Below are 23,177 nucleotides of genomic sequence, written 5' to 3' on the forward strand. Positions count from 1 at the left end.
TTGGTGCTCTTCTTTCGGACTTCCCTGCGCTCGTCTGCAGGTCATCCGTCAATCTCTTCTCTTCGCCTGTCCGCCGCCGGCCCTTGCCATTACTCAAGCTCAGGACCGGCTGCGAACTAACGCATTACCTAATCGGCGACGGCCAGCTCTGGCAGAGCCTCAGCCTCTTCGTGGGCTGCGGTCTTCTTCACCAGCTCCACATCCAGGCACAGCGACTGCAGCTCGCGGATCAGCACGTTGAACGACTCCGGTACGCCCGGCTCGATCGCGGCCTCACCCTTGACGATGGCCTCGTAGATCTTCGTACGGCCGAACACATCGTCAGACTTCGCTGTCAGCAGCTCCTGCAGGATGTACGCAGCGCCATACGCTTCCAGCGCCCACACTTCCATCTCACCGAAGCGCTGTCCGCCGAACTGCGCCTTACCACCCAGCGGCTGCTGCGTGATCAGTGAGTACGGTCCGATCGAACGAGCGTGGATCTTGTCGTCGACCAGGTGGCTCAGCTTCAGCATGTAGATGTAGCCAACGGTCACAGGCTGTTCAAAAGGCTCGCCCGTCATGCCGTCGATCAGCATGCTCTTACCGGAGCTCGGCAGACCGGCCGCTGCAAGCAGCGCCTTGATCTCGCTCTCCTGAGCTCCGTCAAACACCGCCGTGCCGAACCAGATGCCGCGCTTCATGCCCTTGGCAACGCGCAGCGTCTGCTCGTCATCGAGCGCCAGCAGCTGGTTCAACGCCGCAGTGCCCTTGAACGCCTCCGTGAAGATCTCCTTCACCTCAGCAGCCTTCTGGTGCTGCGAAGCAAGCTCCGCAACCTTCGCGCCGAGCGTATGTGCCGCCCAGCCAAGGTGCGTCTCCAGGATCTGTCCGACGTTCATACGCGAAGGCACGCCCAGCGGGTTCAGCACGATCTCCACCGGCGTTCCATCCGGCAGATACGGCATGTCCTCTTCCGGCAGGATGCGCGCGATAACGCCCTTGTTACCGTGGCGTCCGGCCATCTTGTCACCGACCGAGAGCTTGCGCTTCATCGCGATGTACACCTTCACCATCTTGATCACGCCCGGGGACAGCTCATCGCCCTTGGACATCTTGCCGATCTTCTCGTTGGTGATCTTGCGCAGCACATCGATCTGGCGGCTCGTCATCTCCTCGATCTCGTCGATCTGCTCGTTCACGCGCGGGTCCTTGTCGGCGTAGCGAATACGCTTCAGGTTGCGCGTTGAAATCAGCTCGATGATCTCGCGGGTCAGGATGTCGCCCTTCGAGAGCAGCTTCTTGTTGGTGCGCTCGTCGTGCAAGTCCGCAAGGACCTCTTTGGCACCCAGGATGTCGTCAAGCCGCTTCAACCGCTCGTCGGTGAGAATACGAATCTCATCGGCAAGGTTACGCTCCAGCTTCTCGACCATCTCCTGTTCGATCTGCAGAGCACGCTGGTCCTTCTCCTGGCCCTTGCGGCTGAAGATGCGAACATCGACGACCGTGCCTTCGATACCCGGAGGGCACGTCAGCGAAGCGTCACGCACGTCACCGGCCTTCTCGCCGAAGATCGCGCGCAGCAGCTTCTCTTCCGGCGTCAGCTGGGTCTCGCCCTTCGGCGTCACCTTGCCAACGAGGATATCGTTGTGCCCGATCTTGGCGCCGATGCGGATGATGCCCGACTCGTCCAGGTCACGCAGCGCGTGCTCGGAGACGTTCGGAATATCACGCGTGATCTCTTCCGGTCCCAGCTTCGTATCGCGCGCTTCAATCTCGAACTCCTCGATGTGGATCGAGGTGTAGTAGTCCTCGCGGACCAGCTTCTCCGAGATCAAAATCGCGTCCTCGAAGTTGTAACCGCGCCACGGCATAAAGCCGACCAGCACGTTGCGGCCGAGACCAAGCTCGCCCTGCTCCGTGCAAGGACCATCTGCGATCACCTGCCCCTTCACCACACGGTCGCCATGGCGAACGATCGGCTTCTGGTTGATGCAGGTGTTCTGGTTCGAGCGCTTGAACTTCGTCAGCTGATAGATGTCCGAACCGACCTCGCGCGATAGCTGCGTCGGGTGGTGCTCACCCTCCACACGCACGATGATCCGCTCCGAGTCGACCGAGTCGACGATACCGTTACGCTTGGCCAGAATCACAGCGCCCGAATCGCGCGCCGTCACGCCTTCCATACCGGTTCCAACAAACGGGGCCTCCGACACGAGCAGCGGCACCGACTGGCGCTGCATGTTCGCGCCCATCAGCGCACGGTTCGCATCGTCATGCTCCAGGAACGGCACCAGCGATGCGGCAACCGACACCAGCTGCTTCGGGCTCACGTCGACATAATCGACCTCGGCCTTCGGCACCAGCACAAAGTTGCCCTGCTTCCGCGCGTTCACAAGGTCGTCCACGATCTTCAACTCGGCATCCAGCGTAATGTTGGCCTGCGCGATCGTGTGACGGTCCTCTTCCCATGCCGACAGGTAGAAGCTGAACGGCTCAAGGTCCATCGTGCGCTTGCCGTCCTTCTTCAGCTCCTTGTTCCGCTTGACAGACTCATGGATCTCCAGGAAGTCGCCCTGCCGCAGCCCGGACTCACCCGCGTTGGTCACAGCAACGTAGTCCAGCACCTGGCCGTCCTTCACCTTGCGGTAGGGCGACTCGATGAAGCCGTACTCGTTGATGCGCGCAAAGCAACTCAGCGACGAGATCAAACCGATGTTCGGGCCTTCAGGCGTCTCAATCGGGCAGATGCGGCCATAGTGCGTTGGATGCACGTCACGGACCTCAAAGCCCGCACGCTCACGCGACAAACCACCCGGCCCAAGGGCCGACAGGCGGCGCTTGTGCGTGATCTCGCTCAACGGGTTCGTCTGGTCCATGAACTGCGACAGCTGCGAGCTGCCGAAGAACTCGCGGATCGCCGCCATCACAGGCTTCGCGTTGATCAGGTCATGCGGCATCGCCGTCGACATCTCTTGATAGACCGACATCTTTTCTTTAATAGCCCGCTCCATGCGGACCAGGCCAATGCGGAACTGGTTCTCCATCAGCTCGCCCACCGCGCGCACGCGGCGGTTGCCAAGGTGATCGATGTCGTCCACCGCGCCGATGTTCTTGCGCAGCTTCAGCAGGTAACGAATCGTCCCGTAGAAGTCCTCAGGCGTCAGCGTCCGCTTGTCCAGCCCGGTCGCATCCTGGTTCTCATACAGCTTGATGTTGAACTTCAAACGGCCCACGCGAGAGAAGTCGTACTTGCGCGGATCGAAGAACATGCCCTCGAACAGCGCCGTCGCGGTGTCCAGCGTCGGCGGGTCGCCCGGGCGCAGCTTGCGGTAGATCTCGATCAGCGCCTCTTCCGGCTTGCGCACCGAATCGCGACGCAGCGTGTTGGCAATGATGTTGCCCACATCGTCGCGCTCCGGGAAGAACACCTGGAAGCTCGTCACGCCCGATTGCATGATCTTGTGGATCTTGTCGGCCGTCAGCTCCGCATTCGCCTCGTACAGCAGCTCGCCCGTGGTCATGTCGATCACGTCCGCCGCGCTCATCGCGCCGTCGAACTCGCTCGTCTCGACCTCAACCTCGGTGATGCCCGCCGCGCGCACATGCTTGATCGAGCTCGCACCGACCTTCTTGCCCGCGGCCACCAGCTCCGTCTTCTTCGCATCGTGCAGGGCCACGGCCGTGCGCGTGCCCACCAGGTGCGTCGGGGTTTCTTCGCCCGTCACCACCCAGCTCAGCTTGCCGTCCTTCACGTTGATCGTGTCCACCGTGTAGAACGTCTTCAAAATCTCTTCATCCGTGCGCAGACCGAGCGCCCGTAGGAAGATCGTGCCCAGGAACTTGCGCTTGCGATCGATACGCACATACAGCGTGTTCTTCTGGTCGTATTCAAACTCCACCCAGCTGCCGCGGTACGGAATGATCTTGCCCAGGAAGTAGGTGCGGTTGTTCGCCGTCTCAAAGAAGACGCCGGGCGAACGGTGCAGCTGCGACACGATGACGCGCTCGGTGCCGTTCACAATGAACGTGCCGTTGGCCGACATCAGCGGAATATCGCCGAAGAAGACTTCCTGCTCCTTCATATCGCGCAGGGTCTTCACGCCCGTCTCCGGGTCCTTGTCGTAAATCTTCAGGCGGATCGTCACCTTCAGCGGAGCGCTGTACGTCATGCCGCGCTCTTCGCACTCGGCCTGGTCGTACTTCAGTTGCAGACCCACCGGGTCACCGCACTTGGTGCAGAAGTCCGGCGTGTTCTTGTTGTACGTGCCGCAGAACTTGCAAAGCACATCGCCCGGATGGAATGGGTCTGTAATCACCATGTGTCCGCAGTGCGTACACGCGGTGCGCAGGTGGTTCAGCCCCTTCAGGTAGCCGCACTTGCACTCCCAGTTGCCGATGGAATAATCGACAAACTCCAACTCACTCACATTGCGGAAGTCGGTAATAGGAAACACCGACGTAAACACGCTCTGCAGGCCGTTGTCTTCGCGCTCCTGGGGCAGTTTGTCCATCTGCAGAAAGCGCTCATAGCTGCGCCGCTGCACCTCGATCAGGTTCGGGATCTGGATGGACGTGGGGATCTTGGAAAAATCGAGGCGGGTGCGGATTGCACGCAATTCGCTGTTCGTCGTCTTCGACATGCTCTCTCCTTGCCGGTCGTGGGTTAGGCGCCGGCCGCTTGGTTCGAGGGCCCGGCAACTTTCGCCGCCGGGGAGAAGGTCCCCGCAGTTTACGGGGCCCTCTCATTGGACTGATGTGTGCGCCTGTTCCGGCTGCATCTCTCCTCGCAGAGATACAACCTGAAGCGCTTGATACTTCAACCCCAGCGAAGCATTCTGCGGGGTAAAAACGGGTCGAAACCTTTTCTTCACCGCGGCCATCCAGCGGACTGGAATTGCACAAGGCCCCAGCTGCTACAAATTGAAAAGCCGCTACAACATCTAAACGACGTTCAAAAACGAACGTCCCACGCGCCCCGGCTCGCACTTCTGCGGGGCTGTGGGAAAATCTTCTGGCCTACGGTTGCGCCTTGCTGGCAAAGACGACGAAAGCGCCCTGCCGGGAGCAATGCCCGGAGAGCGCGAATGCGCACTTCAAGTTGGACGTCAAACAGAAACTGTGGATAGTCGCCGCCCTTTAGGTACCCGGCCAAGGCCCTAAGAGTTTGCCGCTTGTCGCACGTTTCACCTTGCGGGCCCGCCGCTCGAACCGCAAGATGGCCGGCTCCATAACCTGCTTCGCATTGCCAGGATGAACCGGATTACTACACCTGATACGTACTTGAATCGTGTTCGCAGCTCAAAAGCTGCTCAAGATTTTGGAGTGCCGCCTGGCCTTTGTGCCCTTTAGCTTTGAACTTCAAAGCTGCTTCCACTGCGCGTCAAGGCAGAGGCGGATATCCCCACTCAAGAGGATACCGCACTCTGCCTTCCTGCGCAACTGGATAGCACACCGGGTGTACCAGCCAGTACGGAACTACTTGATCTCGACCGTCGCGATGCCGTCGAACTTCTTGGCGATTGCCGCCGCGTCGTCCTTCGAGATGTTCTCCTTCAAGGGCTTGGGAGCGCCGTCGACCAGGTCCTTGGCTTCCTTCAGCCCAAGAGCGGTGACTTCGCGTACTGCCTTGATGGTGTTGATCTTGTTCGCGCCGGCATCCTTCAGGATGACCGTGAACTCGGTCTTCTCTTCCGCTGCCGGGGCAGCCGCGCCGCCGCCAGCCGCAGGGGCCGCAGCCACAGCCGCAGCCGCAGAAACGCCGAGGCGCTCCTCAAGCTTCTTCACCAACTCCGACGCCTCGAGCAGGCTGAGGCTAACGATCTGATCTTCCAACTGCTGCAAATCCGCCATGATGTTCTCCATTGATTACTACAAAATTTGATACTGCCGATTCATACTCCCAAAGCCATCTTCCGCCTCAGGTTGCCGCAGCCTCTTCGAGTTTCCGTTGCGCCCAGACTGCGCACTCGAAAAGATCCGCGACGAAACTTGGTTAGCCTTCCGCCGGCTCGGTGTTCGCCGCTTCGCCAGCCTGCGATGCCGTGCCGTTCTCCGGCTGTGCCGCACCGGAAGGCTGCTCGCCGGCCGCCGACTCCTCGACATGCGCTGCCGCCTCTTCGGCTGCAGGCGTCTCCGCCGCAGGGGCCTCCTCGGTCTTCGCAGCCGGAGCCGCTCCGCCGAACTTGCCCTGCTCCGCCGCCATGTTCACCACGACAGCCAGGTTCCGGCCCGTCGCGTTGATCACCGTCGCCAGACGCTGTGCCGGCGACTGAATCAGGAACAGCAGCTTCGAGAACAGCTCTTCCTTGCCCGGCAGCTTCGCCAGCGAGTCGATCTCCGACACGTTGATCACCTTGCCGTCAACGATGCCCAGCTTGAAGGTGAACTCCGCGTTGTCCTTCACCCAGGTGCTCAGCGCCTTCGCCAGCGCCACCGGGTCGCCCGAGGTGTACGCCACCGAGCTCACGCCCTTCAGGCCCTTCAGCGCCGCCTCAACCTTGGTGCCTTCAGCCGACTTCGCAGCCAGCTTGTTCTTCACCACGTGATAGCTGCCACCCGCCTCGCGGACGACCTTGCGCAGCTCAAAATCCTTCGACGCCGTCAATCCCTTGAAGCTGCCGATAATGGCCGAAGTCGAGCTCTCGAGCTCCTTCGCCAGCATCGCTACCTTTTCGTTCTTCTTCGCCTTGGTCAATGCCATGGTAGAAACCTAACCTTCGCTGCTGGCCTGTTTCACTGCCAGCCAAAATCTAAATCTCTTGAAAGCCGTGCAGGAAATCCGGGGCATCGCTACTCCCTACTCCCTGCTCCCTAATCCCTGCTCTTACGCCTTCGCGGCAACGTCCGCCACAGCCGCCTCAAGCTCAATGCCGGGGCCCATCGTCGAGCTCAGGATGATCCGCTTGACGTACTTGCCCTTGGCCGCCGAAGGCTTCGCCTTCACCACAGCCGAGATCACCGTCATCGCGTTCTGCTCCAGCTTCTCGATCGGGAACGACAGCTTGCCGACCGGAACATGCACCAGCGCCGTCTTGTCCGCGCGGAACTCGACCTTACCGGCCTTGATCTCAGCGATCGCCGCAGCCACATCCGTGGTCACGGTGCCCGTCTTCGGGTTCGGCATCAGGCCGCGCGGTCCCAGGACCTTGCCCAGCTTACCGACCGAGCGCATCATGTCCGGCGTCGCGATCAGGGCATCGAAGCCAGTCCAGTTCTCTTTCTGGATCTTCTCCACCAGCTCTTCGCCGCCGAAGAACTCAGCGCCCGCAGCCTCAGCCTCGCGCACCTTGTCGCCCGAAGCGATCACAGCCACAACCTTTGACTTGCCACCCAGACCATGGGGCAGCACAACCGTCCCACGCACCATCTGGTCAGCATGCCGAGTATCCACACCCAGCCGCAGCGTCAGGTCGACGGTCTCGTCGAACTTGGCAAACTTCGCCTTCTGCAGCAGCGGAATCGCCTCGCCAATAGCATACGGACGCTGCTCCACAAGGGCGCGCGCCTTCGCAATATTCTTGGAAACTTTCTTTGCCATTCTCTACCTCGTCTCCCACCCCTTCTTCTCGCAGAAGGCCCGGCTCTCGCCTGCCTCCCACGAAGGTCATGCAATCCTCCGCATGGGCGTGGTCTCGACTCGTCTGCATTGGAGTACAGACAACCTACTAAGTATGCAGGAAACCTAGACGTTTTTCAACCCTCGCGAGCTAAAAACCACCTACGAGAGCGTTTATCGAAGGGGCACGGCTTCAGCCGTGCCGACAGTACAACACTTTTGAGTAATTTGGGCTTCAGCCCCTGAGGAGTCGGGCTAACGTGACTCATTAGCCCTTCATCGTTCAGCGGCGCATCCAACCGAATCCGAATCGGCGAGACGGTCGCGGGCAAAACCAAGGGCATCAAGGTCATGGCGACAGTTTAAGCCCAACTCGGTAGGCCGCGCGTCGATACTTTGAGCGATTCGCGCCACGCCAACATGAAAGAGCTCCGCTTCGACGCGGACGACGGTGTCTGGCGAATCGCCTTCGCGTTCGACCCTCAGCGGCATGCAATCCTGCTCATCGCCGGCGACAAATCTGGTGGCAGCGAAAGACGCTTCTACCGCGAACTCATCCGCAAGGCCGATGAGCGTTTCGACGCTCATCTCCAGCGTCTCAAGAAAAAGGAGGCATAAGCATGCCCACTGACATCGAAGACATCATCAAGTCCCTTCCCGCCGCCCGTCGCCGCGCCATCAAGAAGCGCGCAACCGAACTGATGGCCGAAGAAATGACCCTGCAGGAACTCCGCCGCGCTCACGAGATGACTCAGGTCAAAATGGCAAAAAAACTCGGTGTCGCCCAGAAGCAGATATCCGAGATCGAGAAGCGTACAGACATGCACATCTCGACGCTGCGCCGCTCCATTGAGGCCCTCGGAGGCACCCTCGCTCTCGTCGCAGAATTCCCGGACCGCAAGCCCGTAAAACTCTCCGGCATCAAGGCAAAGGTCGCTTAGCCGGGCCGTTGGCAGCGGCTTCGTCTACATCGACAGGCCCACACCACCCAGCCCTAATTCCCCACAGGCGGCGTCAGCCGGTCAATCACAAACACCTGCACAGGATCTTTCCCACTCTCCAGCTTCAACCCAAGCTGCTCATGTAACGCCGTAAACAGCGGCGGCGGAGCATCCACGTTCGCGGACGCCACCGGCAGATCAGCGCTCCACTCCATCACCATGTCATACCGCCCCGTCAGCCCTGTCTTATCCACCACCGGCCGGCCGAGCTTATCGGCCAGCACCACTGCCAGCTCCGGCACAGGAACATTCGTCAGCCTGAACCGCGTATCGTTCACGCTCACTCCGCTGTTGTGCCCCGTCGCCACAGTCGGCTTCAGCTTCGCCCCACCACTCGCCACCACCAGGTCATAGCTCGGCAGCACCCGGGTCTCATAGTGCCACTTCAACCCCAGGCGGTCTGCAAACAGCGCCTGCATCATCGCCCGCCGCTGCGCCACCGTCAACTCCCGCAGCCCCGCCGTATCCGCATCCAGCGTCTTCGCTTGGATATCCAGCCGCTCATGTTTCGCCCAATCCGGCAACCCCACAATCATGTCTCTCGGAACATCAAACGCACTCTCCAGAAGATTGAGCAGCGGCATGTTCTTCACATCCAGCGTATTCAGCCGCGTCCACACATGCCGGTCATCCTTCTCCATTCCGGCAGCAGCCCGTATCACCGAGACATCATAAGCAGGCAGCGCCGCATCACCTTCCGCTGCCTTCAATGCACTCTGCGCCGACGCATGCACCGCAGCACACGCCAGCACGAGCACCAGCCCGATCATCCGCATGCGCCTCATCGCATCCAAACTAGCACCCCGTAATTCCAGCCTCCCCCAGACACTTCTTCAGCCCCTGCATACTCCGCCGCGTCGAGTTCTCCGAGATCTCCGCCTGCGTCTTCCCCTCGCCGCCATGCCAATGCGTCTCCAGGCTTACCGCATGGTGGTACCCATCGCGCTTCAGCGCCTTGAACTGCCTCACCCAGTCCACCAGGCCCACATCCACCGGCTCCCACTCAAACGGATGCGCCTTCCCCGGCGTCCGGATCGCGTTCTTGCAGTGCACATGCCCAATCCGCTTCTTAGGCAGCGCATCATAGTCATTCGGATACGGCACGTCCCCCGCAAACGTCACCGAGTTCCCTGGGTCCCAGTTCAGCATAAAGTTCTTGTTCGGAATCTCCGCCAGCACCTTCGCCGCCTCCACACCCGATCCCGTATTACACGCCATCTCGTTCTCCAGCAGCAGAACGATGTCGTCCTTCGCGCACCGCTCCGCCGCCTCCACCAGCTTCCGGTTGATCTCCGCGCGATACGGCTTCTCGTCCGCCAGCCGCCAGAAGTCGAAGCAACGAATGCGGTCGGTCCCAAAGCTCTTCGTCAACCGGACCAGCGTCTCCAGCAGCTCGGCCTGCTCCTTGTACGTAAAGTCCGCATGGAACTCGTCATGGTGCGGGCTCTCCTTCGACAGCGGCGCGCCCGGCAGGTCCACCTTGTACAGCGGGCTCGCCAGGTCCGTCACCCGCAGATTGTACTTCGCCAGGATCCCCTTCGCCTTATCGACTTCCGCGCCGCTCAACTGCGCCAGCGTCTTCCCCCACAGGCTCCGCAACTCAATCCAGTGCAGCCCAAAGTCCACCGACGCTACATGGCACGCATGCTCAAAGTCCGGCCCAATCTCATCATTGATCACCGACAACCGAAACGGGCACCCATCCTGCGCCCACATCCCACGAGCCGACAACGCCGCCGCAGCCGCCCCGGCACCCACCACAAACTCCCTACGCGATACCGCCATCACTCCTCCTCCTGCAACGGATACCTTTTCCGTCGCGCTCCGAACTTATTCAACCGCACAAGACTGCCGTCTCAACCAAAACACTGTCAACCCCCACCCTCACCCCAAACCACCTCAACTCCAACAAACCAAACCCCAAAACCCCCACAAAACAAATACAACTTCTCCGTCTGCACCACCTATACTGAAAGTAGGGTAGAGCCTCCGCAGCCGTGGCTACTGAAAGTAGGGTAGAGCCTCCGCAGCCGTGGCGAAACTTGGCTCACTTCGCGCACTTTGCGTGAGCGCCTTTTGCCATCTGCCCGCCACTCTGCGACGCCTGGGACCACTAACCCCAATCTTTCCCATATCATACCCGTAACCATATACAGAATCAGCCGCTTACCCCTAGGGTCACCCCGTAACCCGCTGATTCCACTAGATCCCTCCGCTACATAGGGAGGGGGAGAGGTATCACCCGCGCCCACGCTTCCAGTCACGCCAGTCCTCAGCTGTCATCTCCCAAATCTCCGCCGGCAGCGTCCCACTCACAAACTCCTTCTCCTCCAGCCCCACCAGCAGCATCCCGGTTCTCGCGGAGATCCCTCGCGACCGCACATTGCCCACCGCCTTCTGCGTCCGCAGCACCGTAAACCCCAATACCTCGAACCAGAACCCATTCACCGCCGCCCAGCTTGCCACCGCTAAATCCGCCAGAATCAACACCGCAAAAATCCCCTTGACAGCCGCCAGCCACCAGCCTAATCTCACCTCCATTGAGGCGAAGACATGGCGAAAATACAATCTACCTCCGAAACCCTCTTCCCCATCCTCGACCAGTCCCCAGTCGGTCTCGCCCGCCTCGCCGCCGAAGCCACCCACGCCGACGACGGACACCTCATCGAGTTCAAGGCCATGCAGTCCCGCTCCATCCTCAACAAGTCCGTCTCCAAGCGCCAGCTCTCCCTCGCCTGGTCCATCAATCCCTACCGAGGCTGCGAGTTCGGCTGCAAGTACTGCTACGCCCGCTACACCCACGAGTTCCTCCAACCCACCCCCATCACCACCCCGCCTAAAGGCACCTACGACGCCCCCCAGCAGCCTTGGGCCCTCGCCTTCGAGCGCGAAATCTATCTCAAAGAAAACGCCGCCTGGCTCCTCGAGCAGGAGCTCCGCGCCATCGGCAGCAACCTCGCCAAACACCACGACGAGATCGCCATCGGAACCGCCACAGACCCCTACCAACCGATAGAGCGCCGCGTCGGCATCACGCGCTCTATCCTCGAAGTCTTCGCCAAGCAGGAAGGCCTCCGCATCGGCCTCATCACCAAGTCCAGCCTCATCACCCGCGACATCGACCTCTTCAAACAGATCGCCGCGCGCAACACGCTCGTCCTGCACATCACCATCACCACCGCCGACCGCGAGCTCGCCCGCAAGCTCGAACCCCGCGCGCCGCGCCCCGATCTCCGCTTCGACGCCGTCCGCAAGCTGCGCGAGGCCGGCCTCACCGCCGGCGTCCTCTGCTCGCCGCTCCTGCCCGGCATCAACGATAGTTTGCAGTCGCTCGACGCCGTTGCGAGCCGTGCTGCCGCAGCGGGTGCTAGCTTCCTGGGAGCCCACCCGCTGTTCTTGAAGTCGTGTTCGCGTCCTACGTTCCTGAGCTTCGTTCGCGAACACTTCCCCGCCCTCGTCGCCGACTACCAGCGCCGCTACGCCACCGAGGACTTCGCCTCAACCGACTACCGCAACAAGATGTCCTCCCGCGCCACCCTCGTCTGCCGCACCCACGGCCTCGGCGAGCGCTCCACCGATGCTCTGCTTACCCGCGTCACCGGCCGTCACATCTACGCCGAGCCACGCAAACAGCCCAAACCCGTCACACCCCAACAACCCGCACAAGCCACCCTCTTCGCCGCCAGCTAGAGAGCAAGCCGCCCACTCGCCCACAGCAGCCGTTCGCGCAGCCAGCTATGCGCCGGGTCGGAGCTCAACCGCGGATGCCATACCGCCTGAAACGAAAACGGCGCAATCTCCACTGGAGCCTCCATCACCCGCAGCTCCGGATTCGCACGTGCCAACTGCGCCATCGACGACGTCACCGTCAGCACCAGCTGCGTCTGCGGCACACACGTCATCGCCACACCGAAGTACGGCACACGCATCGCCCAGCGCCGCCGCCGACCAACCGCAGCAACACGCTTATCAGGAATCGACTGCACCACATCATCGAATGAAACCGCGATATGCTCCGCGTCGAGATACCGCTCCAGGCTCATCCGTTTCTGCTTCGCAAACCTGCTGCCGCTCCAAACAACGCAATAGAACCGCTCCTGGTACAGCGTCGCCGTCTGCAGATGGCGCGGCACCAGCATCTCGTCATTGGATAGCGCGATATCCAGTCTTCCCTGATCAAGCTCCGCATTGGCATTCAGGTTCCACGACACGAACGTCATCTCAACGCGCGGCGCCTTCGGCAGAACATCGCGGCACAGGATCGGACAGAGCGCCGTCGCCACATTGTCTGGCGCAGCAATCCGAAACCGCGCCTCCTCCTTCTCCGCCGAGAACTGCGGTCGTCCAATCAGGCCCTCGATCTTAGGCAGCAGCACGTTCAGCTTCTCCTGCAGCCGCACACCCACCGGCGTCAGGCTGTAGCCCTTGGAGCCCCGTATCAGCAGGTCATCCTCAAACAGCGCACGCAGGCGGTCCAGCGTGCGGCTGGCCGCCGACTGGCTCAACAGCAGCCGGTTCGCAGCCGCCGTCACGCTGAGCTCCTCAGCAAACACGGCGAACGCGACGAGCAGGTTCAAATCTATCTGACGAAGTTGCTTCCAACGCAAGTTCATAATGCATAGTATGCATGGATCGCATGATGATCTGCACCCATCCCATACACGCGAACAGAATTCGCAACTCAGGAGGGTACAGTCATGGCAGCAAACACATTGGATTCCAAGCGCGTCATCGTCATCGGAGGCACCTCAGGCTTCGGCATTGCGACGGCACGTGCCGCAGCGTTAGCAGGCGCAAAGGTCACCATTGGCTCACGCAGCCAGGCCAACATCGACAAGGCCCTCGCCACTCTGCCCAGGGGCGTCGAAGGCACCATCATCGACGCCTCCGACGAAGCCAGCATGGCCAGCACCTTCAAGCGCATCGGCGGCCTCGACCACCTCGTCTACACCGCCGGCGACGCTCTGCCCATGCAGATCGCCACCACCGAAGACGCGCGCAAGGTCTTCGAGGTCCGCTTCTGGGGCGCATACACCGCAGCCAAAGCCGCGTTCCCCTTCATTCATCCCGGCGGCTCGATCACACTCACCAACGGCATCGTCGGCGCCAGGCCGTGGAAGGGCTGGGCAGCCGTCGGAGCCGGTGCTGGCGCGCTCGAATCCCTCACCCGCGGCCTTGCGTTGGAGATGGCGCCCATCCGCGTCAACGCCGTCTGCGCCGGAGTCATCCGCACCGCGCTCTGGGACAACATGTCCGAAGCCGACCGCCAGGCCTTCTACGACCAGCAGGCCAAGGCGCTCCCCGTCGGCCGCATCGGCGAAGGCGAGGATGTCGCGCAGACCTATCTCTACCTCATGCAATCCGGCTTCACCACCGGACAGATGGTCGTCATCGACGGCGGCGCGCTGATCGCTTAGGCCTGCAACAGGGACGTCGCCTTACCCACGCAGCAGCGCCTCAATCTCGGCGCGCTGCGGCATGGAGGGTGCCGTCCCCGCGCGTGTCACGGAAATCCCCGCAGTCGCACACCCAAACCGCACAGCTTCACTCAGCGCCTTGCCTTCCAGCAAAGCCGCAGCAAAGCCGCCACAGAACGCATCACCCGCACCCGTCGTCTCCACCACCGGCCCGGCATGGAACGCCGGCACAAACACCGGCTCCCCTCCGCGCGCACAAGCTATCGCGCCACGCTCACCCAGCGTCAGGATCACCACCTTCGGCCCACGCTCCAGCAACGCACGAGCACACACCTCAGCCTGTTCCACAGTCTCCACCGGCAACCCCGTCAACAGGGCAGCCTCGCTCTCATTCGGGGTCAGGTAATCCACTAGCGACAGCATCTCTTCACTCAGCGGCACCGCAGGCGCAGGGTTCAGAATCGTCGTCACGCCCGCAGCGCGCGCAATCTCCAACCCACGCTGCACCGTCGCCAGCGGAAGCTCCAGCTGCACCAGCAGCACCTTCGCCCCGCGAATCGCCTCAGCCATGCGGTCCACATCCTCCGGCGTCAGCGTATAGCACGCACCCGGCACCACCACAATCGCATTGTTCCCACTCACCTCATCAATCAGAATCGCCGCCGACCCCGTTGGCACACCACCCACATCCACCAGCGAAGCCTCTACGCCGGCAGCCTCCCATGTCGCATGTGCGATCTGCCCAAATGCGTCGTCTCCCACTCGCGATGCTATCCTCACCCGCGCACCGCTCCCCTGCAGCGCCCTCGCCGCAGCCACCGCCTGGTTCGACCCCTTGCCACCCGGCCCCAGCGCCAACCCGCTGCCCAGCACCGTCTCACCCCACGCCGGCAAACGTCCCATCCGAAACGCAACATCCGCCACAAAACTTCCCAACACCACTATCGTCTTCGCCATCGCCTACTCAGCATACGGAAACTCTTCGATAACCGCATCCGCCTGAGACACCATTCGCGATAATAGAGTTGTGAACGCAATCGCAACACCCACCACCATCGACGCCCTCGAGTCCCGCATCGCCCCGCTGCGCAGCCGCCTCACCAGCCATCCGCTCTACGCCAGCATCCGCACGCCGCAGCACCTGCGCTTCTTCATGCAGTCGCACGTCTTCGCTGTATGGGACTTCATGTCCATCCTCAAGGCTCTACAGTCCGCACTCACCTGCGTCACCGTGCCCTGGCTGCCATCGGCCTTCCCTGAAAGCCGCCGCTTCATCAACGAGATCGTACTCGGCGAAGAGAGCGACCAGTTCGAAGGCCGCGCCATCAGCCACTTCGAACTCTACCTCGAAGCCATGCACGAAGCCGGCGCCGACACCTCTCCCATCCGCAATCTACTCGCCTCACTCACCACCCAACCTGGCTCGCTCTCCGTCAACGACGTCGCGCTCAACATCCCCGCAATCCCCATCGCCGCCCGCGCCTTCATGAGCTCCACCTTCCACGTCATCCGCTCCGGCAACCTCGCCGCCATGGCCGCGGCCTTCACCTTCGGTCGCGAAGACGTCATCCCCGACATGTTCCGCCACCTCGTCCGCGACCTCAACACCCAGCACTCCGGCGCCTTCGCCAAGTACATCTGGTACCTCGAGCGCCACATCGAAGTCGACGGCGAAGACCACGGCCCACTCTCTCTCCGCATGGTCGCCGACCTCTGCGGCAGCAACGAGGCTCTCTGGGAAACAGCCGCGACCGCAGCCGAATCCGCCATCGCCGCCCGCATCGCACTCTGGGACGGCATCCTCTCCCAGCTGAACTAAATGAAAGAGCTGAGCATTGCTCTTTTGTTTGTCATTCCCGCAGGGAATCTGCTTCTCGCCCGGAGCGCCACCAAACTTCAACAGAAAAAGGCTGGAAGAGCGCCATCAGCGCCTCTTCCAGCCTTTTCTTACCTCTTCGTTACCGCTTACGCTACGACGTCGATACCCATCGAACGGGCAGTACCGCGGATCGTCTTCGCAGCCGCCTCAACGGTGGTCGCGTTCATGTCCGGCATCTTCACCTTGGCGATCTCCAGGATCTGCTTCTCGGTGACCTTGCCCTTCTTGTCCTTGTTCGGCGTGCCCGAGCCCTTCTCGATGCCCGCGGCCTTCAGCAGCAGCACGGGCGCCGGGGGCGTCTTCGTGATGAAGCTGAACGTGCGGTCCGCATAGACCGTAATCACAACCGGAACGGTCATGCCGGCCACGGCGGGGTCCTTGCTCGTGCGCTCGTTGAACTGCTTGCAGAACTCCATGATGTTGACCTGCGCCTGACCGAGCGCGGGACCGACCGGCGGTGCCGGCGTCGCCTTGCCCGCCGTAATCTGCAGCTTGACGTACCCTGTTACCTTCTTCGGTGCCATTGTCCTTATCCTTCTTTATGCCGCGGGCTCTGCTCAGCAGGCCACGCGCGATTTTTCAAACATCAGTAGCGAAGTCTTATCTGTCTTCTCACTACTGTCTACTGTCTGTTTCTCGGGAGTTAGAAGGTCCGGTGAAGCGGCCGGGCTGCGTCTCCCAAAACTTTCGGGCGTTCGTGGATCAGGCGGTTTCTACTCCCTATTCCCTGCTCCTCATTCCCTGCTTTTACTACTCTTCCGACTTCTCTACATTCGCGAACGAGACCTCGGTCGGCGTCGGCCTTCCGAAAATAGACACCATCACCTTCAGCGTCTGCTTGTCCTCGTTCACATCGTCGACAGCGCCGTTGAAGTTCGCAAACGGTCCATCGGTAATCCGTACCTGCTCGCCCTTGGCAAACTTGAGCTTGAGCTTCGGCTTTTCCTTGGTCACGTCGCTGCGGTTCAGCATCGCGTTGACCTCAGCCTCGCTCAGTGCGTTTGGCTGGTCGCCCGTCTGCAGAAAGCCCGTCACGCGCGGTGTGTTCTTCACCACGTGCCACAGCTCGTTGTCGAGCGCCATCTCCACAAACACATAGCCCGGCAGAAACACACGGTCGATCGTGTACTTCTTGCCGTTACGCATCTCGGTCGTCGGCTCGGTCGGGATCTCAATGCGGCCCACGCGGTCTTCCAGGTGGTACGCCCGCACGCGGCTCTCCAGCGACTCCTTCACCTTGCGCTCAAACCCCGAGTACGCGTGAATGATGTACCACTTGAAGTTCTCGTTCACCGGCGCAGCTTCCACAGGTGCGTCCTCAGGGGGCAGCGGAATGCCCTCACCCTCGACCGACTCTGCTACCAGCTCTTCTGCCTCGAGATTCTCGTTGTTCAACTCGTCTGCCATATATATATCGCTATACCTTTGCGCATCGCTTCAAGCGAAGCAAGGAACTATTCACAACTCACTACTACCTATTCCCTGCTCTCAGTGCTACTTGGTCATGTGCAGGAACCACTTATCCAGACTGTTCCCAATCACAAAATCCACCAGCGCAAAGTAGCCGGCAAACAGGAACACCGTCACCAGCACAACAATCGTCGTCGACTGCACCTCGGTGCGCGACGGCGTCGTCACCTTGTGCATCTCCTGCCGCGTGTCCTTCACAAACTGCGTAAGCCGTTCAAACGGCCCCAGCGCGCGCTGTACGGGTGTTACCGGTTCATTGGTTTCAATTGCGGTTGACATCCTACTGCTCCTGAACTGCAAACCAGCGTCTTGCTGGGTACTGCCGGCACTGCTTCCGCAATGCCTTTCATCGGGCCCGACCACTCCGGCGGCCTTCGGCAACCGGAGAAGATATGGCAGGGGAGCTCGGATTCGAACCGAGAAGTTCGGTTTTGGAGACCGACAGTTTAACCGTTGAGCTTACTCCCCTGTACATCAGAGAGAAGGATTCGGGATCAGGATTGGAAGAGCCGAGTTTCGTGCTCTTCCTACTCCCTATTCCCTACTCCCTACTCCCTGCTACTTGGTTTCCTTATGCGGCGTGTGCTTGCGGCACGTGTTGCAGAACTTCTTGAACTCCAGACGGCCGGTCGTCGTCTTCTTGTTCTTCGTGGTTGAGTAGTTCCGGTTCTTGCAATCGGGGCACTGCAGGGTTACGATCTCGCGCATTAGGACATCCTCTCTTGTGTGGCCAACCACCTCGGTTGACAAGCAGCATATCGGCCTTACAACCGGCACGCCGCAACGCAGGGCTTATGGGCCCCTGCTGCCCTATTCCTGAAATTGTTGGTACGGGAGAACCGAGCGGTCAGGCACACGCTCGCTCTCATCCATTATCCACGAAAACCGCGATTAATAAAAGCCACGCTCCCGGACAATTTGTCAAAATGCCGGGGCGGCTAATCTTCTACGCCTTCTGCCGCTTCTTGGCTGAGTTCTTCGCCCTTCTCGCCTCATCCGCCAGCTGAATATCATGCGCCCGCACAATCGACGCAATCAGCCCCGGATACCGCTGCTCCATCTCCGTGCACCGCGACGTATTGTGCATCTCCACGCCCCGCCGCTCGCCTCGAATGAGCCCAGCCTCCCGCAGAATCCTGAAGTGTTGCGAAAGCGTCGACTTCGGAATCGGCGTCTCCTTCAAATGCAGAAACGCCGAGCAGTTCTGCGAGCAGTCCTGCGCCACAATCTCCGCATAGATCGCCACCCGCACCGGGTCCGACAGCGCATGCAGGATCGCCTCCACCGGCACATCTTTCACGTCGGGATGAAACAGCGGCCTCATGCTTCCCTCTATCCTATCGAGCATTCACACAATTTCAATAGTTCATATTTTCCGAACTATTGAATCTAAGAACAAACACACCTCATCCGATGCTCCAGAAGGCACCAGGAACCAACTCCCGCCGGGCGGGACGGCGACCCGGCCTTCATCAAAAGGAGATTCACCATGGGTAAGCTCGACGGGAAAGTAGCAGTCATCACAGCCGCCACCTCCGGCATGGCCCTCGCCACCGCCAAACTCTTCGTAGAAGAAGGTGCCTACGTCTTCATCACCGGCCGTCGTCAGGACAAGCTCGACGAAGCCGTCAAAGCCATCGGCAAAAACGTCACCGGCATCCAGGGCGATGCCGCCAACCTCGCCGACCTCGACCGCCTCTACGCCACCGTCAAGAAGGAAAAGGGCAAGATTGACATCCTCTTCGCCAGCGCCGGCCAGGGCGAGTTCGCGAAGATCGGCGAAGTCACCGAGAAGCACTTCGACGACACCTTCAACCTCAATGTCCGCGGCACGCTCTTCACCGTGCAGAAGGCCCTGCCTCTCTTCGCCGACGGCGGCTCCATCATCATGAACGGCTCCATCGCCAGCATCAAAGGCTTCCCTGCGTTTGGCGTCTACGCTGCCAGCAAGGCCGCCGTCCGCTCGTTCGCGCGCACCTGGCTCAACGACCTCAAGGACCGCAAGATCCGCGTCAACGTCCTCAGCCCCGGCACCATCGACACTCCAATTCTCGATCCCCTCGGAGCCGAGGCAAAAGCCAACTTCGCATCGATGGTCCCGCGCGGCACCATCGGTCGTCCTGAAGAGATCGCAACCGTCGCCCTCTTCCTTGGTTCCGACGACTCCAGCTTCATCAACGGCGTCGAGCTCTTCGTCGACGGCGGCACAGCGCAGATCTAACTTGGATCTAACCTGCCTTTGCGAGCACAACAAAGCGGCGAGCCTCTCGGCTCGCCGCTATTGTTTGCGTTTTGGCATTGACGCGCGAAGCGCGTCTCCCGCCACCACGCAGTGGTTACTTGATGATCTCGGTAATAGTCCCAGCGCCGACAGTGCGACCACCCTCACGGATAGCGAACCGCAGACCCTTCTCCATAGCGACCGGGGTATGCAGCGTGATCTCCAGAGCGATGTTGTCGCCCGGCATCACCATCTCCGTACCTTCCGGCAGCTTCGCCGACCCGGTCACGTCCGTCGTACGGAAGTAGAACTGCGGGCGATAGCCGTTGAAGAACGGTGTATGACGGCCGCCCTCCTCCTTCGACAGCACATAGATCTCGCCCTTGAACTGCGTGTGCGGCTTGATCGATCCCGGCTTCGCCAGCACCATGCCGCGCTCCACATCTTCCTTCGCGATACCGCGCAGCAACAGACCAGCGTTGTCGCCCGCCAGACCTTCGTCCAGCTGCTTCTTGAACATCTCCACGCCCGTCACAACCGTCTTCTGCGTGTCGCGGAAGCCGACGATCTCGGCATCCTCGCCGACCTTGATCTTGCCGCGCTCGATACGGCCCGTCACCACGGTGCCGCGGCCCGAGATCGAGAAGATGTCTTCGATCGGCATCAGGAACGGCAGGTCCACAAGACGGTCCGGCTGCGGCACGTTCTTGTCCACCGCCTCCATCAGCTCGTCGATCTTCTCTTCCCACTGCGCTTCGCCGTTCAGTGCACCCAGCGCCGAACCACGGATCACCGGAACGTCATCGCCCGGGAAGTCGTACTTCGACAGCAGCTCGCGCACTTCCATCTCGACCAGGTCGATCAGCTCGGTATCTTCCACCGCATCGCACTTGTTCAGGAACACCACGATGTACGGCACGCCAACCTGGCGGGCCAGAAGCACATGCTCCTTGGTCTGCGGCATCGGGCCGTCCGTGGCCGCGACGACGAGAATCGCCCCGTCCATCTGGGCCGCACCTGTGATCATGTTCTTGATGTAATCCGCGTGGCCCGGGCAATCGACGTGCGCATAGTGACGGTTCGCCGTCTCATACTCCACGTGCGAGGTCGAGATCGTGATACCGCGCTCGCGCTCCTCAGGAGCGTTGTCGATCGTATCGAACGAACGGAAGCTGTTCTTCGGGTTGTGCTTGGACAGCACCTTCGTGATCGCCGCCGTCAACGTCGTCTTCCCATGGTCAATATGACCAATCGTTCCCACGTTCACATGCGGCTTGCTGCGATCAAACTTTTCCTTCGCCATGACGACTCACTTTCTCCTGATGGATCTAAAACACAAAACTCACTTGCAGAAATGTACTCGATAAACATGTATCGAGGATGGAATCGAATGCTACCCGAGCTGCGGCTCGCCTAGTAATAGGCGTACAGCTTGAAGTACTTATCGCGCAGCATAATCTCCACCTGCTCCAGCGACGCGAGATAGAGCTCGCGCACCAGCGCCTGGTCACCCACCGGCAGCTTCGCATACTGCGCGGCTGTCTCCGGGCCGAGTTTGCCGGCCTTCGCCACAGCCTCGAACTCGCGGATGCGCAGCCCTGCGCGCACCAGCGACTTCAGAAAGCTCTCCACATTCGCCGCGGAAAACTTGCTCTCAATCGAGCCCTTGACCGCAGCAAATGTGGCAGCATCGCCAATCGCCACTGCCGGACGCTCATACAGCGCTGTCGTTGTGTCTACTTGATATCCTGAGTTTGTCTGCGCCATGGTCGGTCCGATCCCTGCATCTCTTACTTGAGCATCTGGAGTCTGGAGCGGGAGACGGGAATCGAACCCGCGACCAACAGCTTGGAAGGCTGTGACTCTACCACTGAGTTACTCCCGCCCGCGGTCGAAACCAAACCTCAAAAATCTGGAGCTGATGATGGGGCTTGAACCCATGACCTCTCCCTTACCAAGGGAGTGCTCTACCACTGAGCTACATCAGCGTCGTACATCTCTTCTACTCTATCGCGATCGCAGCCATGTCAACACGGTACGAAACGCGAAAAACCCGATCAGCAGCCAGGCCAGCTGTTGAAATCGACCCGGCTCCATCGTTCGCCACACCAGCACGGCGACTACCGCAAATACCGTCAGCGAGACAACCAGCCTACCGTTGCCCGCGGGAGTCATGTTCATGCGGCTCCCTCGCTCGCTTCAAAAATGGTGCACAGGGGAGGATTCGAACCTCCGTAGCGCAAAGCGCGGCAGATTTACAGTCTGCTGCCATTAACCACTCGGCCACCTGTGCATTCCCGACTGCCAACCGCAACCGCCCTTACTGGAAAACGACCAGCTCAACCCGTAGCAAACCAGCGCGATGACCTCTCACGCAGATCGGTATTGCCCAGATTGTGCATGGTGAACCTTGCAAGACGGTAACAACTGGCAGGTACAACCAAACTACGCGTGCCGTCAGGATTGAAATCTGGAGCTGGCGAAGGGATTTGAACCCCCGACCGCCTGATTACAAATCAGGTGCTCTACCAGCTGAGCTACGCCAGCCCAAACAACACACGCACACGCCCGCCGCAACCGCTCGAACGCATACAACGACTCTACCACAGCAGTCCCCTCTGCGAAACCCGGCCATCTGCCCCTCTGACACCTCGCGGTGATAGCATTTGCCCATGCACCACTGGCGCATGACTCTGCGGCGCGCCGCCGCCTCGGTCTTCATCTCGCTGGCCCTCCTGGTACTCGCCACGACCGTCCACGCTCAGGCACCCGCCCTGCAGGACGGCCCCCTCACCGCCAACACCGACACCACCCGCGTCCACCTCGTCACCAACGACGACATCCTCCGCATGGCCAAAGCCGGCCTCTCCGACGACGTGCTCATCGAAACCATCCAGACCAAGCCCGGCCACTACGACACCACGCCCGACGACCTCATCGCACTCAAAACCGCCGGCCTCTCCGACCGCGTCATCTCCGCCATGGAGGTCCACGGAACCGGCCTCTCCCAGCACCCGCCCCACTCCGCAGCCACCGGCACATTCGCGCCCAACACTCTTCCCCCCGGCGTCGACGAGATCGGGGTCTACTACAAAGTCATCAAAGGCAACCACGCCGGCGAGTACATGCCGCTGCAAACCGAGCGCGTCGTCTTCCGCTCCAGCGGCACTCTCAAGAGCGTCCTCTCCCAGGGCATCCTCGACAAGGACACCAACGGCTACATCGAAGGCCCCAAATCTCCGCTAGTCCTAGCCACAGGCACCGAGCTCCTCCTCTACACCCCCTCTGGCACCGACGCCGACGAGTACTTCTTCCTCCGCCTTCGCGGCAACAAGAGCCACCGCGAGTTCCGTACCCTCACCGGCGGTCTTCTCCATGAAACCGCCGGCCCTGGCCATGACGAGCTCCTCTTCACTCCCAAAAAGATCGGCACGCGTCTCTACACCTACACCGTCCCCATCGACATCGAAAAGGGCGAGTACGGCGTCCTCCCACCCGGCTCCGCCAACACGCAGGGCATCGCCGGCAACAGCAAAATCTTCACCTTCGCCATCCCCGAATAGTTTTAGCATTGTCATCCTAAGCGCAGCGAAGCACCCGCTGCACACCACCAACGCACCACTCGCCGAACCCTATTCCCTACTCCCTGTTC

24 protein-coding genes and 5 tRNA genes are annotated in these 23,177 nt (G+C 60.8%); 7 read left to right on the forward strand and 22 right to left on the reverse strand.

All coding sequences use genetic code 11. The features are described from left to right. Positions 1-128: 128 nt before the first annotated feature. The 4 genes from rpoB to rplA form a co-directional block, all read right to left on the reverse strand. On the reverse strand, positions 129-4,622 hold the full coding sequence (gene rpoB, locus GOB94_RS05125; protein ID WP_182277799.1) for a DNA-directed RNA polymerase subunit beta: 4,494 nt from the start codon (positions 4,620-4,622) through the stop codon (positions 129-131). 835 nt (positions 4,623-5,457) lie between these two features. Next, positions 5,458-5,832, reverse strand: a complete 375-nt coding sequence (gene rplL / locus GOB94_RS05130; protein ID WP_182277800.1) for a 50S ribosomal protein L7/L12 — start codon at positions 5,830-5,832, stop codon at positions 5,458-5,460. A 142-nt stretch (positions 5,833-5,974) separates the two neighbouring features. Then, positions 5,975-6,682 carry a 50S ribosomal protein L10 gene (gene rplJ, locus GOB94_RS05135; protein ID WP_182277801.1) on the reverse strand — a complete coding sequence of 236 codons (708 nt, stop codon included), beginning with the start codon at positions 6,680-6,682 and terminating at the stop codon, positions 5,975-5,977. Positions 6,683-6,805: 123 nt separating this feature from the next. Further along, positions 6,806-7,519 (reverse strand): 50S ribosomal protein L1, encoded by a 714-nt coding sequence (gene rplA, locus GOB94_RS05140; protein ID WP_182277802.1) that lies wholly within the window; start codon positions 7,517-7,519, stop codon positions 6,806-6,808. A 438-nt stretch (positions 7,520-7,957) separates the two neighbouring features. On the opposite strand from rplA, the gene GOB94_RS05145 reads away from it, so the two are divergent. Together GOB94_RS05145 and GOB94_RS05150 are read left to right on the forward strand one after the other, a co-directional pair. Next, positions 7,958-8,155 carry a type II toxin-antitoxin system RelE/ParE family toxin gene (locus GOB94_RS05145; protein WP_255484388.1) on the forward strand — a complete coding sequence of 66 codons (198 nt, stop codon included), beginning with the start codon at positions 7,958-7,960 and terminating at the stop codon, positions 8,153-8,155. Between the two features lie 2 nt (positions 8,156-8,157). Beyond that, positions 8,158-8,478, forward strand: coding sequence for a helix-turn-helix transcriptional regulator (locus GOB94_RS05150; RefSeq protein WP_182277804.1), 321 nt, complete (start codon positions 8,158-8,160; stop codon positions 8,476-8,478). 53 nt (positions 8,479-8,531) lie between these two features. On the opposite strand, the gene GOB94_RS05155 is transcribed toward GOB94_RS05150, so the two are convergent. The 3 genes from GOB94_RS05155 to GOB94_RS05165 all read right to left on the reverse strand — a co-directional run bounded on the left by GOB94_RS05155 (position 8,532) and on the right by GOB94_RS05165 (position 11,073). After that, complete coding sequence (locus GOB94_RS05155; protein ID WP_182277805.1) at positions 8,532-9,314, reverse strand: TIGR03435 family protein; 783 nt, start codon at positions 9,312-9,314, stop codon at positions 8,532-8,534. Between the two features lie 19 nt (positions 9,315-9,333). Next, on the reverse strand, positions 9,334-10,323 hold the full coding sequence (locus GOB94_RS05160) for a sugar phosphate isomerase/epimerase family protein (protein WP_182277806.1): 990 nt from the start codon (positions 10,321-10,323) through the stop codon (positions 9,334-9,336). 453 nt (positions 10,324-10,776) lie between these two features. Next, complete coding sequence (locus GOB94_RS05165) at positions 10,777-11,073, reverse strand: hypothetical protein (RefSeq protein WP_220464998.1); 297 nt, start codon at positions 11,071-11,073, stop codon at positions 10,777-10,779. 18 nt (positions 11,074-11,091) lie between these two features. Between GOB94_RS05165 and GOB94_RS05170 the strand changes: the two genes are divergently transcribed. Continuing rightward, positions 11,092-12,228, forward strand: coding sequence for a radical SAM protein (locus tag GOB94_RS05170; protein ID WP_182277808.1), 1,137 nt, complete (start codon positions 11,092-11,094; stop codon positions 12,226-12,228). Here GOB94_RS05170 and GOB94_RS05175 read toward each other — a convergent pair. Further along, positions 12,225-13,151: a LysR family transcriptional regulator gene (locus GOB94_RS05175; protein WP_182277809.1), complete on the reverse strand. Its 927-nt coding sequence runs from the start codon at positions 13,149-13,151 to the stop codon at positions 12,225-12,227. The genes GOB94_RS05170 and GOB94_RS05175 overlap by 4 nt on opposite strands. A gap of 84 nt (positions 13,152-13,235) precedes the next feature. Here GOB94_RS05175 and GOB94_RS05180 point away from each other — a divergent pair, with 84 nt between their 5' ends. Beyond that, complete coding sequence (locus GOB94_RS05180; protein ID WP_182277810.1) at positions 13,236-13,955, forward strand: SDR family oxidoreductase; 720 nt, start codon at positions 13,236-13,238, stop codon at positions 13,953-13,955. A 21-nt stretch (positions 13,956-13,976) separates the two neighbouring features. On the opposite strand, the gene rbsK is transcribed toward GOB94_RS05180, so the two are convergent. Beyond that, positions 13,977-14,912, reverse strand: coding sequence for a ribokinase (gene rbsK, locus GOB94_RS05185; RefSeq protein ID WP_182277811.1), 936 nt, complete (start codon positions 14,910-14,912; stop codon positions 13,977-13,979). Between the two features lie 70 nt (positions 14,913-14,982). Between rbsK and GOB94_RS05190 the strand changes: the two genes are divergently transcribed. Then, positions 14,983-15,774: a DUF3050 domain-containing protein gene (locus GOB94_RS05190; RefSeq protein WP_255484248.1), complete on the forward strand. Its 792-nt coding sequence runs from the start codon at positions 14,983-14,985 to the stop codon at positions 15,772-15,774. 146 nt (positions 15,775-15,920) lie between these two features. Here the strand turns inward: GOB94_RS05190 and rplK are convergent, their stop codons facing one another. The 6 genes from rplK to GOB94_RS05220 all read right to left on the reverse strand — a co-directional run bounded on the left by rplK (position 15,921) and on the right by GOB94_RS05220 (position 18,628). After that, positions 15,921-16,358: a 50S ribosomal protein L11 gene (gene rplK / locus GOB94_RS05195; RefSeq protein ID WP_182277812.1), complete on the reverse strand. Its 438-nt coding sequence runs from the start codon at positions 16,356-16,358 to the stop codon at positions 15,921-15,923. A 226-nt stretch (positions 16,359-16,584) separates the two neighbouring features. Further along, positions 16,585-17,241 (reverse strand): transcription termination/antitermination protein NusG, encoded by a 657-nt coding sequence (gene nusG, locus GOB94_RS05200; protein WP_255484249.1) that lies wholly within the window; start codon positions 17,239-17,241, stop codon positions 16,585-16,587. 87 nt (positions 17,242-17,328) lie between these two features. Further along, positions 17,329-17,583 carry a preprotein translocase subunit SecE gene (gene secE, locus GOB94_RS05205; RefSeq protein WP_182277813.1) on the reverse strand — a complete coding sequence of 85 codons (255 nt, stop codon included), beginning with the start codon at positions 17,581-17,583 and terminating at the stop codon, positions 17,329-17,331. Between the two features lie 114 nt (positions 17,584-17,697). Continuing rightward, positions 17,698-17,773 (reverse strand) — tRNA-Trp (locus GOB94_RS05210). 89 nt (positions 17,774-17,862) lie between these two features. After that, entirely contained in the window at positions 17,863-18,012 is a 150-nt protein-coding gene (rpmG, locus tag GOB94_RS05215) for a 50S ribosomal protein L33 (protein WP_182277814.1), read from the reverse strand. A gap of 238 nt (positions 18,013-18,250) precedes the next feature. After that, on the reverse strand, positions 18,251-18,628 hold the full coding sequence (locus GOB94_RS05220; RefSeq protein WP_182277815.1) for a helix-turn-helix domain-containing protein: 378 nt from the start codon (positions 18,626-18,628) through the stop codon (positions 18,251-18,253). 165 nt (positions 18,629-18,793) lie between these two features. On the opposite strand from GOB94_RS05220, the gene GOB94_RS05225 reads away from it, so the two are divergent. Further along, positions 18,794-19,525: an SDR family oxidoreductase gene (locus GOB94_RS05225; protein WP_182277816.1), complete on the forward strand. Its 732-nt coding sequence runs from the start codon at positions 18,794-18,796 to the stop codon at positions 19,523-19,525. 115 nt (positions 19,526-19,640) lie between these two features. Here the strand turns inward: GOB94_RS05225 and tuf are convergent, their stop codons facing one another. From tuf to GOB94_RS05255, 7 genes are all read right to left on the reverse strand, one after another. Then, the gene (gene tuf, locus GOB94_RS05230; protein ID WP_182275962.1) at positions 19,641-20,828 is read right to left on the reverse strand and encodes an elongation factor Tu; all 1,188 of its coding nucleotides are present in this window, start codon (positions 20,826-20,828) and stop codon (positions 19,641-19,643) included. A gap of 110 nt (positions 20,829-20,938) precedes the next feature. Then, positions 20,939-21,292 (reverse strand): hypothetical protein, encoded by a 354-nt coding sequence (locus tag GOB94_RS05235; RefSeq protein ID WP_182277817.1) that lies wholly within the window; start codon positions 21,290-21,292, stop codon positions 20,939-20,941. A gap of 43 nt (positions 21,293-21,335) precedes the next feature. Beyond that, positions 21,336-21,410: transfer RNA gene (locus tag GOB94_RS05240), tRNA-Gly, on the reverse strand. A gap of 28 nt (positions 21,411-21,438) precedes the next feature. Next, positions 21,439-21,513: transfer RNA gene (locus GOB94_RS05245), tRNA-Thr, on the reverse strand. 19 nt (positions 21,514-21,532) lie between these two features. Beyond that, positions 21,533-21,706, reverse strand: coding sequence for a hypothetical protein (locus GOB94_RS16665; RefSeq protein WP_220465049.1), 174 nt, complete (start codon positions 21,704-21,706; stop codon positions 21,533-21,535). 25 nt (positions 21,707-21,731) lie between these two features. Further along, positions 21,732-21,818, reverse strand: a tRNA-Tyr gene (locus GOB94_RS05250). 178 nt (positions 21,819-21,996) lie between these two features. Then, positions 21,997-22,072: transfer RNA gene (locus GOB94_RS05255), tRNA-Thr, on the reverse strand. 125 nt (positions 22,073-22,197) lie between these two features. Between GOB94_RS05255 and GOB94_RS05260 the strand changes: the two genes are divergently transcribed. Further along, positions 22,198-23,088: a hypothetical protein gene (locus GOB94_RS05260; RefSeq protein WP_182277818.1), complete on the forward strand. Its 891-nt coding sequence runs from the start codon at positions 22,198-22,200 to the stop codon at positions 23,086-23,088. Positions 23,089-23,177 lie beyond the last annotated feature (89 nt).

Source organism: Granulicella sp. 5B5, from assembly GCF_014083945.1.
Classification (GTDB): Bacteria; Acidobacteriota; Terriglobia; order Terriglobales; family Acidobacteriaceae; genus Granulicella.

Excerpts from the sequence above, each read along its gene's own strand:
- GOB94_RS05160 (WP_182277806.1), bottom strand. The coding sequence starts at position 10,323 with ATGGCGGTATCGCGTAGGGAGTTTGTGGTGGGTGCCGGGGCGGCTGCG.
- rbsK (WP_182277811.1), bottom strand. The coding sequence starts at position 14,912 with ATGGCGAAGACGATAGTGGTGTTGGGAAGTTTTGTGGCGGATGTTGCG.
- rplL (WP_182277800.1), bottom strand. The coding sequence starts at position 5,832 with ATGGCGGATTTGCAGCAGTTGGAAGATCAGATCGTTAGCCTCAGCCTG.
- rplA (WP_182277802.1), bottom strand. The coding sequence starts at position 7,519 with ATGGCAAAGAAAGTTTCCAAGAATATTGCGAAGGCGCGCGCCCTTGTG.
- GOB94_RS05145 (WP_255484388.1), top strand. The coding sequence starts at position 7,958 with ATGAAAGAGCTCCGCTTCGACGCGGACGACGGTGTCTGGCGAATCGCC.
- rplJ (WP_182277801.1), bottom strand. The coding sequence starts at position 6,682 with ATGGCATTGACCAAGGCGAAGAAGAACGAAAAGGTAGCGATGCTGGCG.
- nusG (WP_255484249.1), bottom strand. The coding sequence starts at position 17,241 with ATGGCAGACGAGTTGAACAACGAGAATCTCGAGGCAGAAGAGCTGGTA.
- GOB94_RS05170 (WP_182277808.1), top strand. The coding sequence starts at position 11,092 with ATGGCGAAAATACAATCTACCTCCGAAACCCTCTTCCCCATCCTCGAC.
- GOB94_RS05235 (WP_182277817.1), bottom strand. The coding sequence starts at position 21,292 with ATGGCGCAGACAAACTCAGGATATCAAGTAGACACAACGACAGCGCTG.
- rpmG (WP_182277814.1), bottom strand. The coding sequence starts at position 18,012 with ATGCGCGAGATCGTAACCCTGCAGTGCCCCGATTGCAAGAACCGGAAC.
- GOB94_RS05175 (WP_182277809.1), bottom strand. The coding sequence starts at position 13,151 with ATGAACTTGCGTTGGAAGCAACTTCGTCAGATAGATTTGAACCTGCTC.
- GOB94_RS05225 (WP_182277816.1), top strand. The coding sequence starts at position 18,794 with ATGGGTAAGCTCGACGGGAAAGTAGCAGTCATCACAGCCGCCACCTCC.
- GOB94_RS05260 (WP_182277818.1), top strand. The coding sequence starts at position 22,198 with ATGCACCACTGGCGCATGACTCTGCGGCGCGCCGCCGCCTCGGTCTTC.
- tuf (WP_182275962.1), bottom strand. The coding sequence starts at position 20,828 with ATGGCGAAGGAAAAGTTTGATCGCAGCAAGCCGCATGTGAACGTGGGA.
- GOB94_RS05155 (WP_182277805.1), bottom strand. The coding sequence starts at position 9,314 with ATGCGGATGATCGGGCTGGTGCTCGTGCTGGCGTGTGCTGCGGTGCAT.
- GOB94_RS05220 (WP_182277815.1), bottom strand. The coding sequence starts at position 18,628 with ATGAGGCCGCTGTTTCATCCCGACGTGAAAGATGTGCCGGTGGAGGCG.
- GOB94_RS05150 (WP_182277804.1), top strand. The coding sequence starts at position 8,158 with ATGCCCACTGACATCGAAGACATCATCAAGTCCCTTCCCGCCGCCCGT.
- secE (WP_182277813.1), bottom strand. The coding sequence starts at position 17,583 with ATGTCAACCGCAATTGAAACCAATGAACCGGTAACACCCGTACAGCGC.
- GOB94_RS16665 (WP_220465049.1), bottom strand. The coding sequence starts at position 21,706 with ATGAACATGACTCCCGCGGGCAACGGTAGGCTGGTTGTCTCGCTGACG.
- GOB94_RS05180 (WP_182277810.1), top strand. The coding sequence starts at position 13,236 with ATGGCAGCAAACACATTGGATTCCAAGCGCGTCATCGTCATCGGAGGC.
- rplK (WP_182277812.1), bottom strand. The coding sequence starts at position 16,358 with ATGGCACCGAAGAAGGTAACAGGGTACGTCAAGCTGCAGATTACGGCG.
- rpoB (WP_182277799.1), bottom strand. The coding sequence starts at position 4,622 with ATGTCGAAGACGACGAACAGCGAATTGCGTGCAATCCGCACCCGCCTC.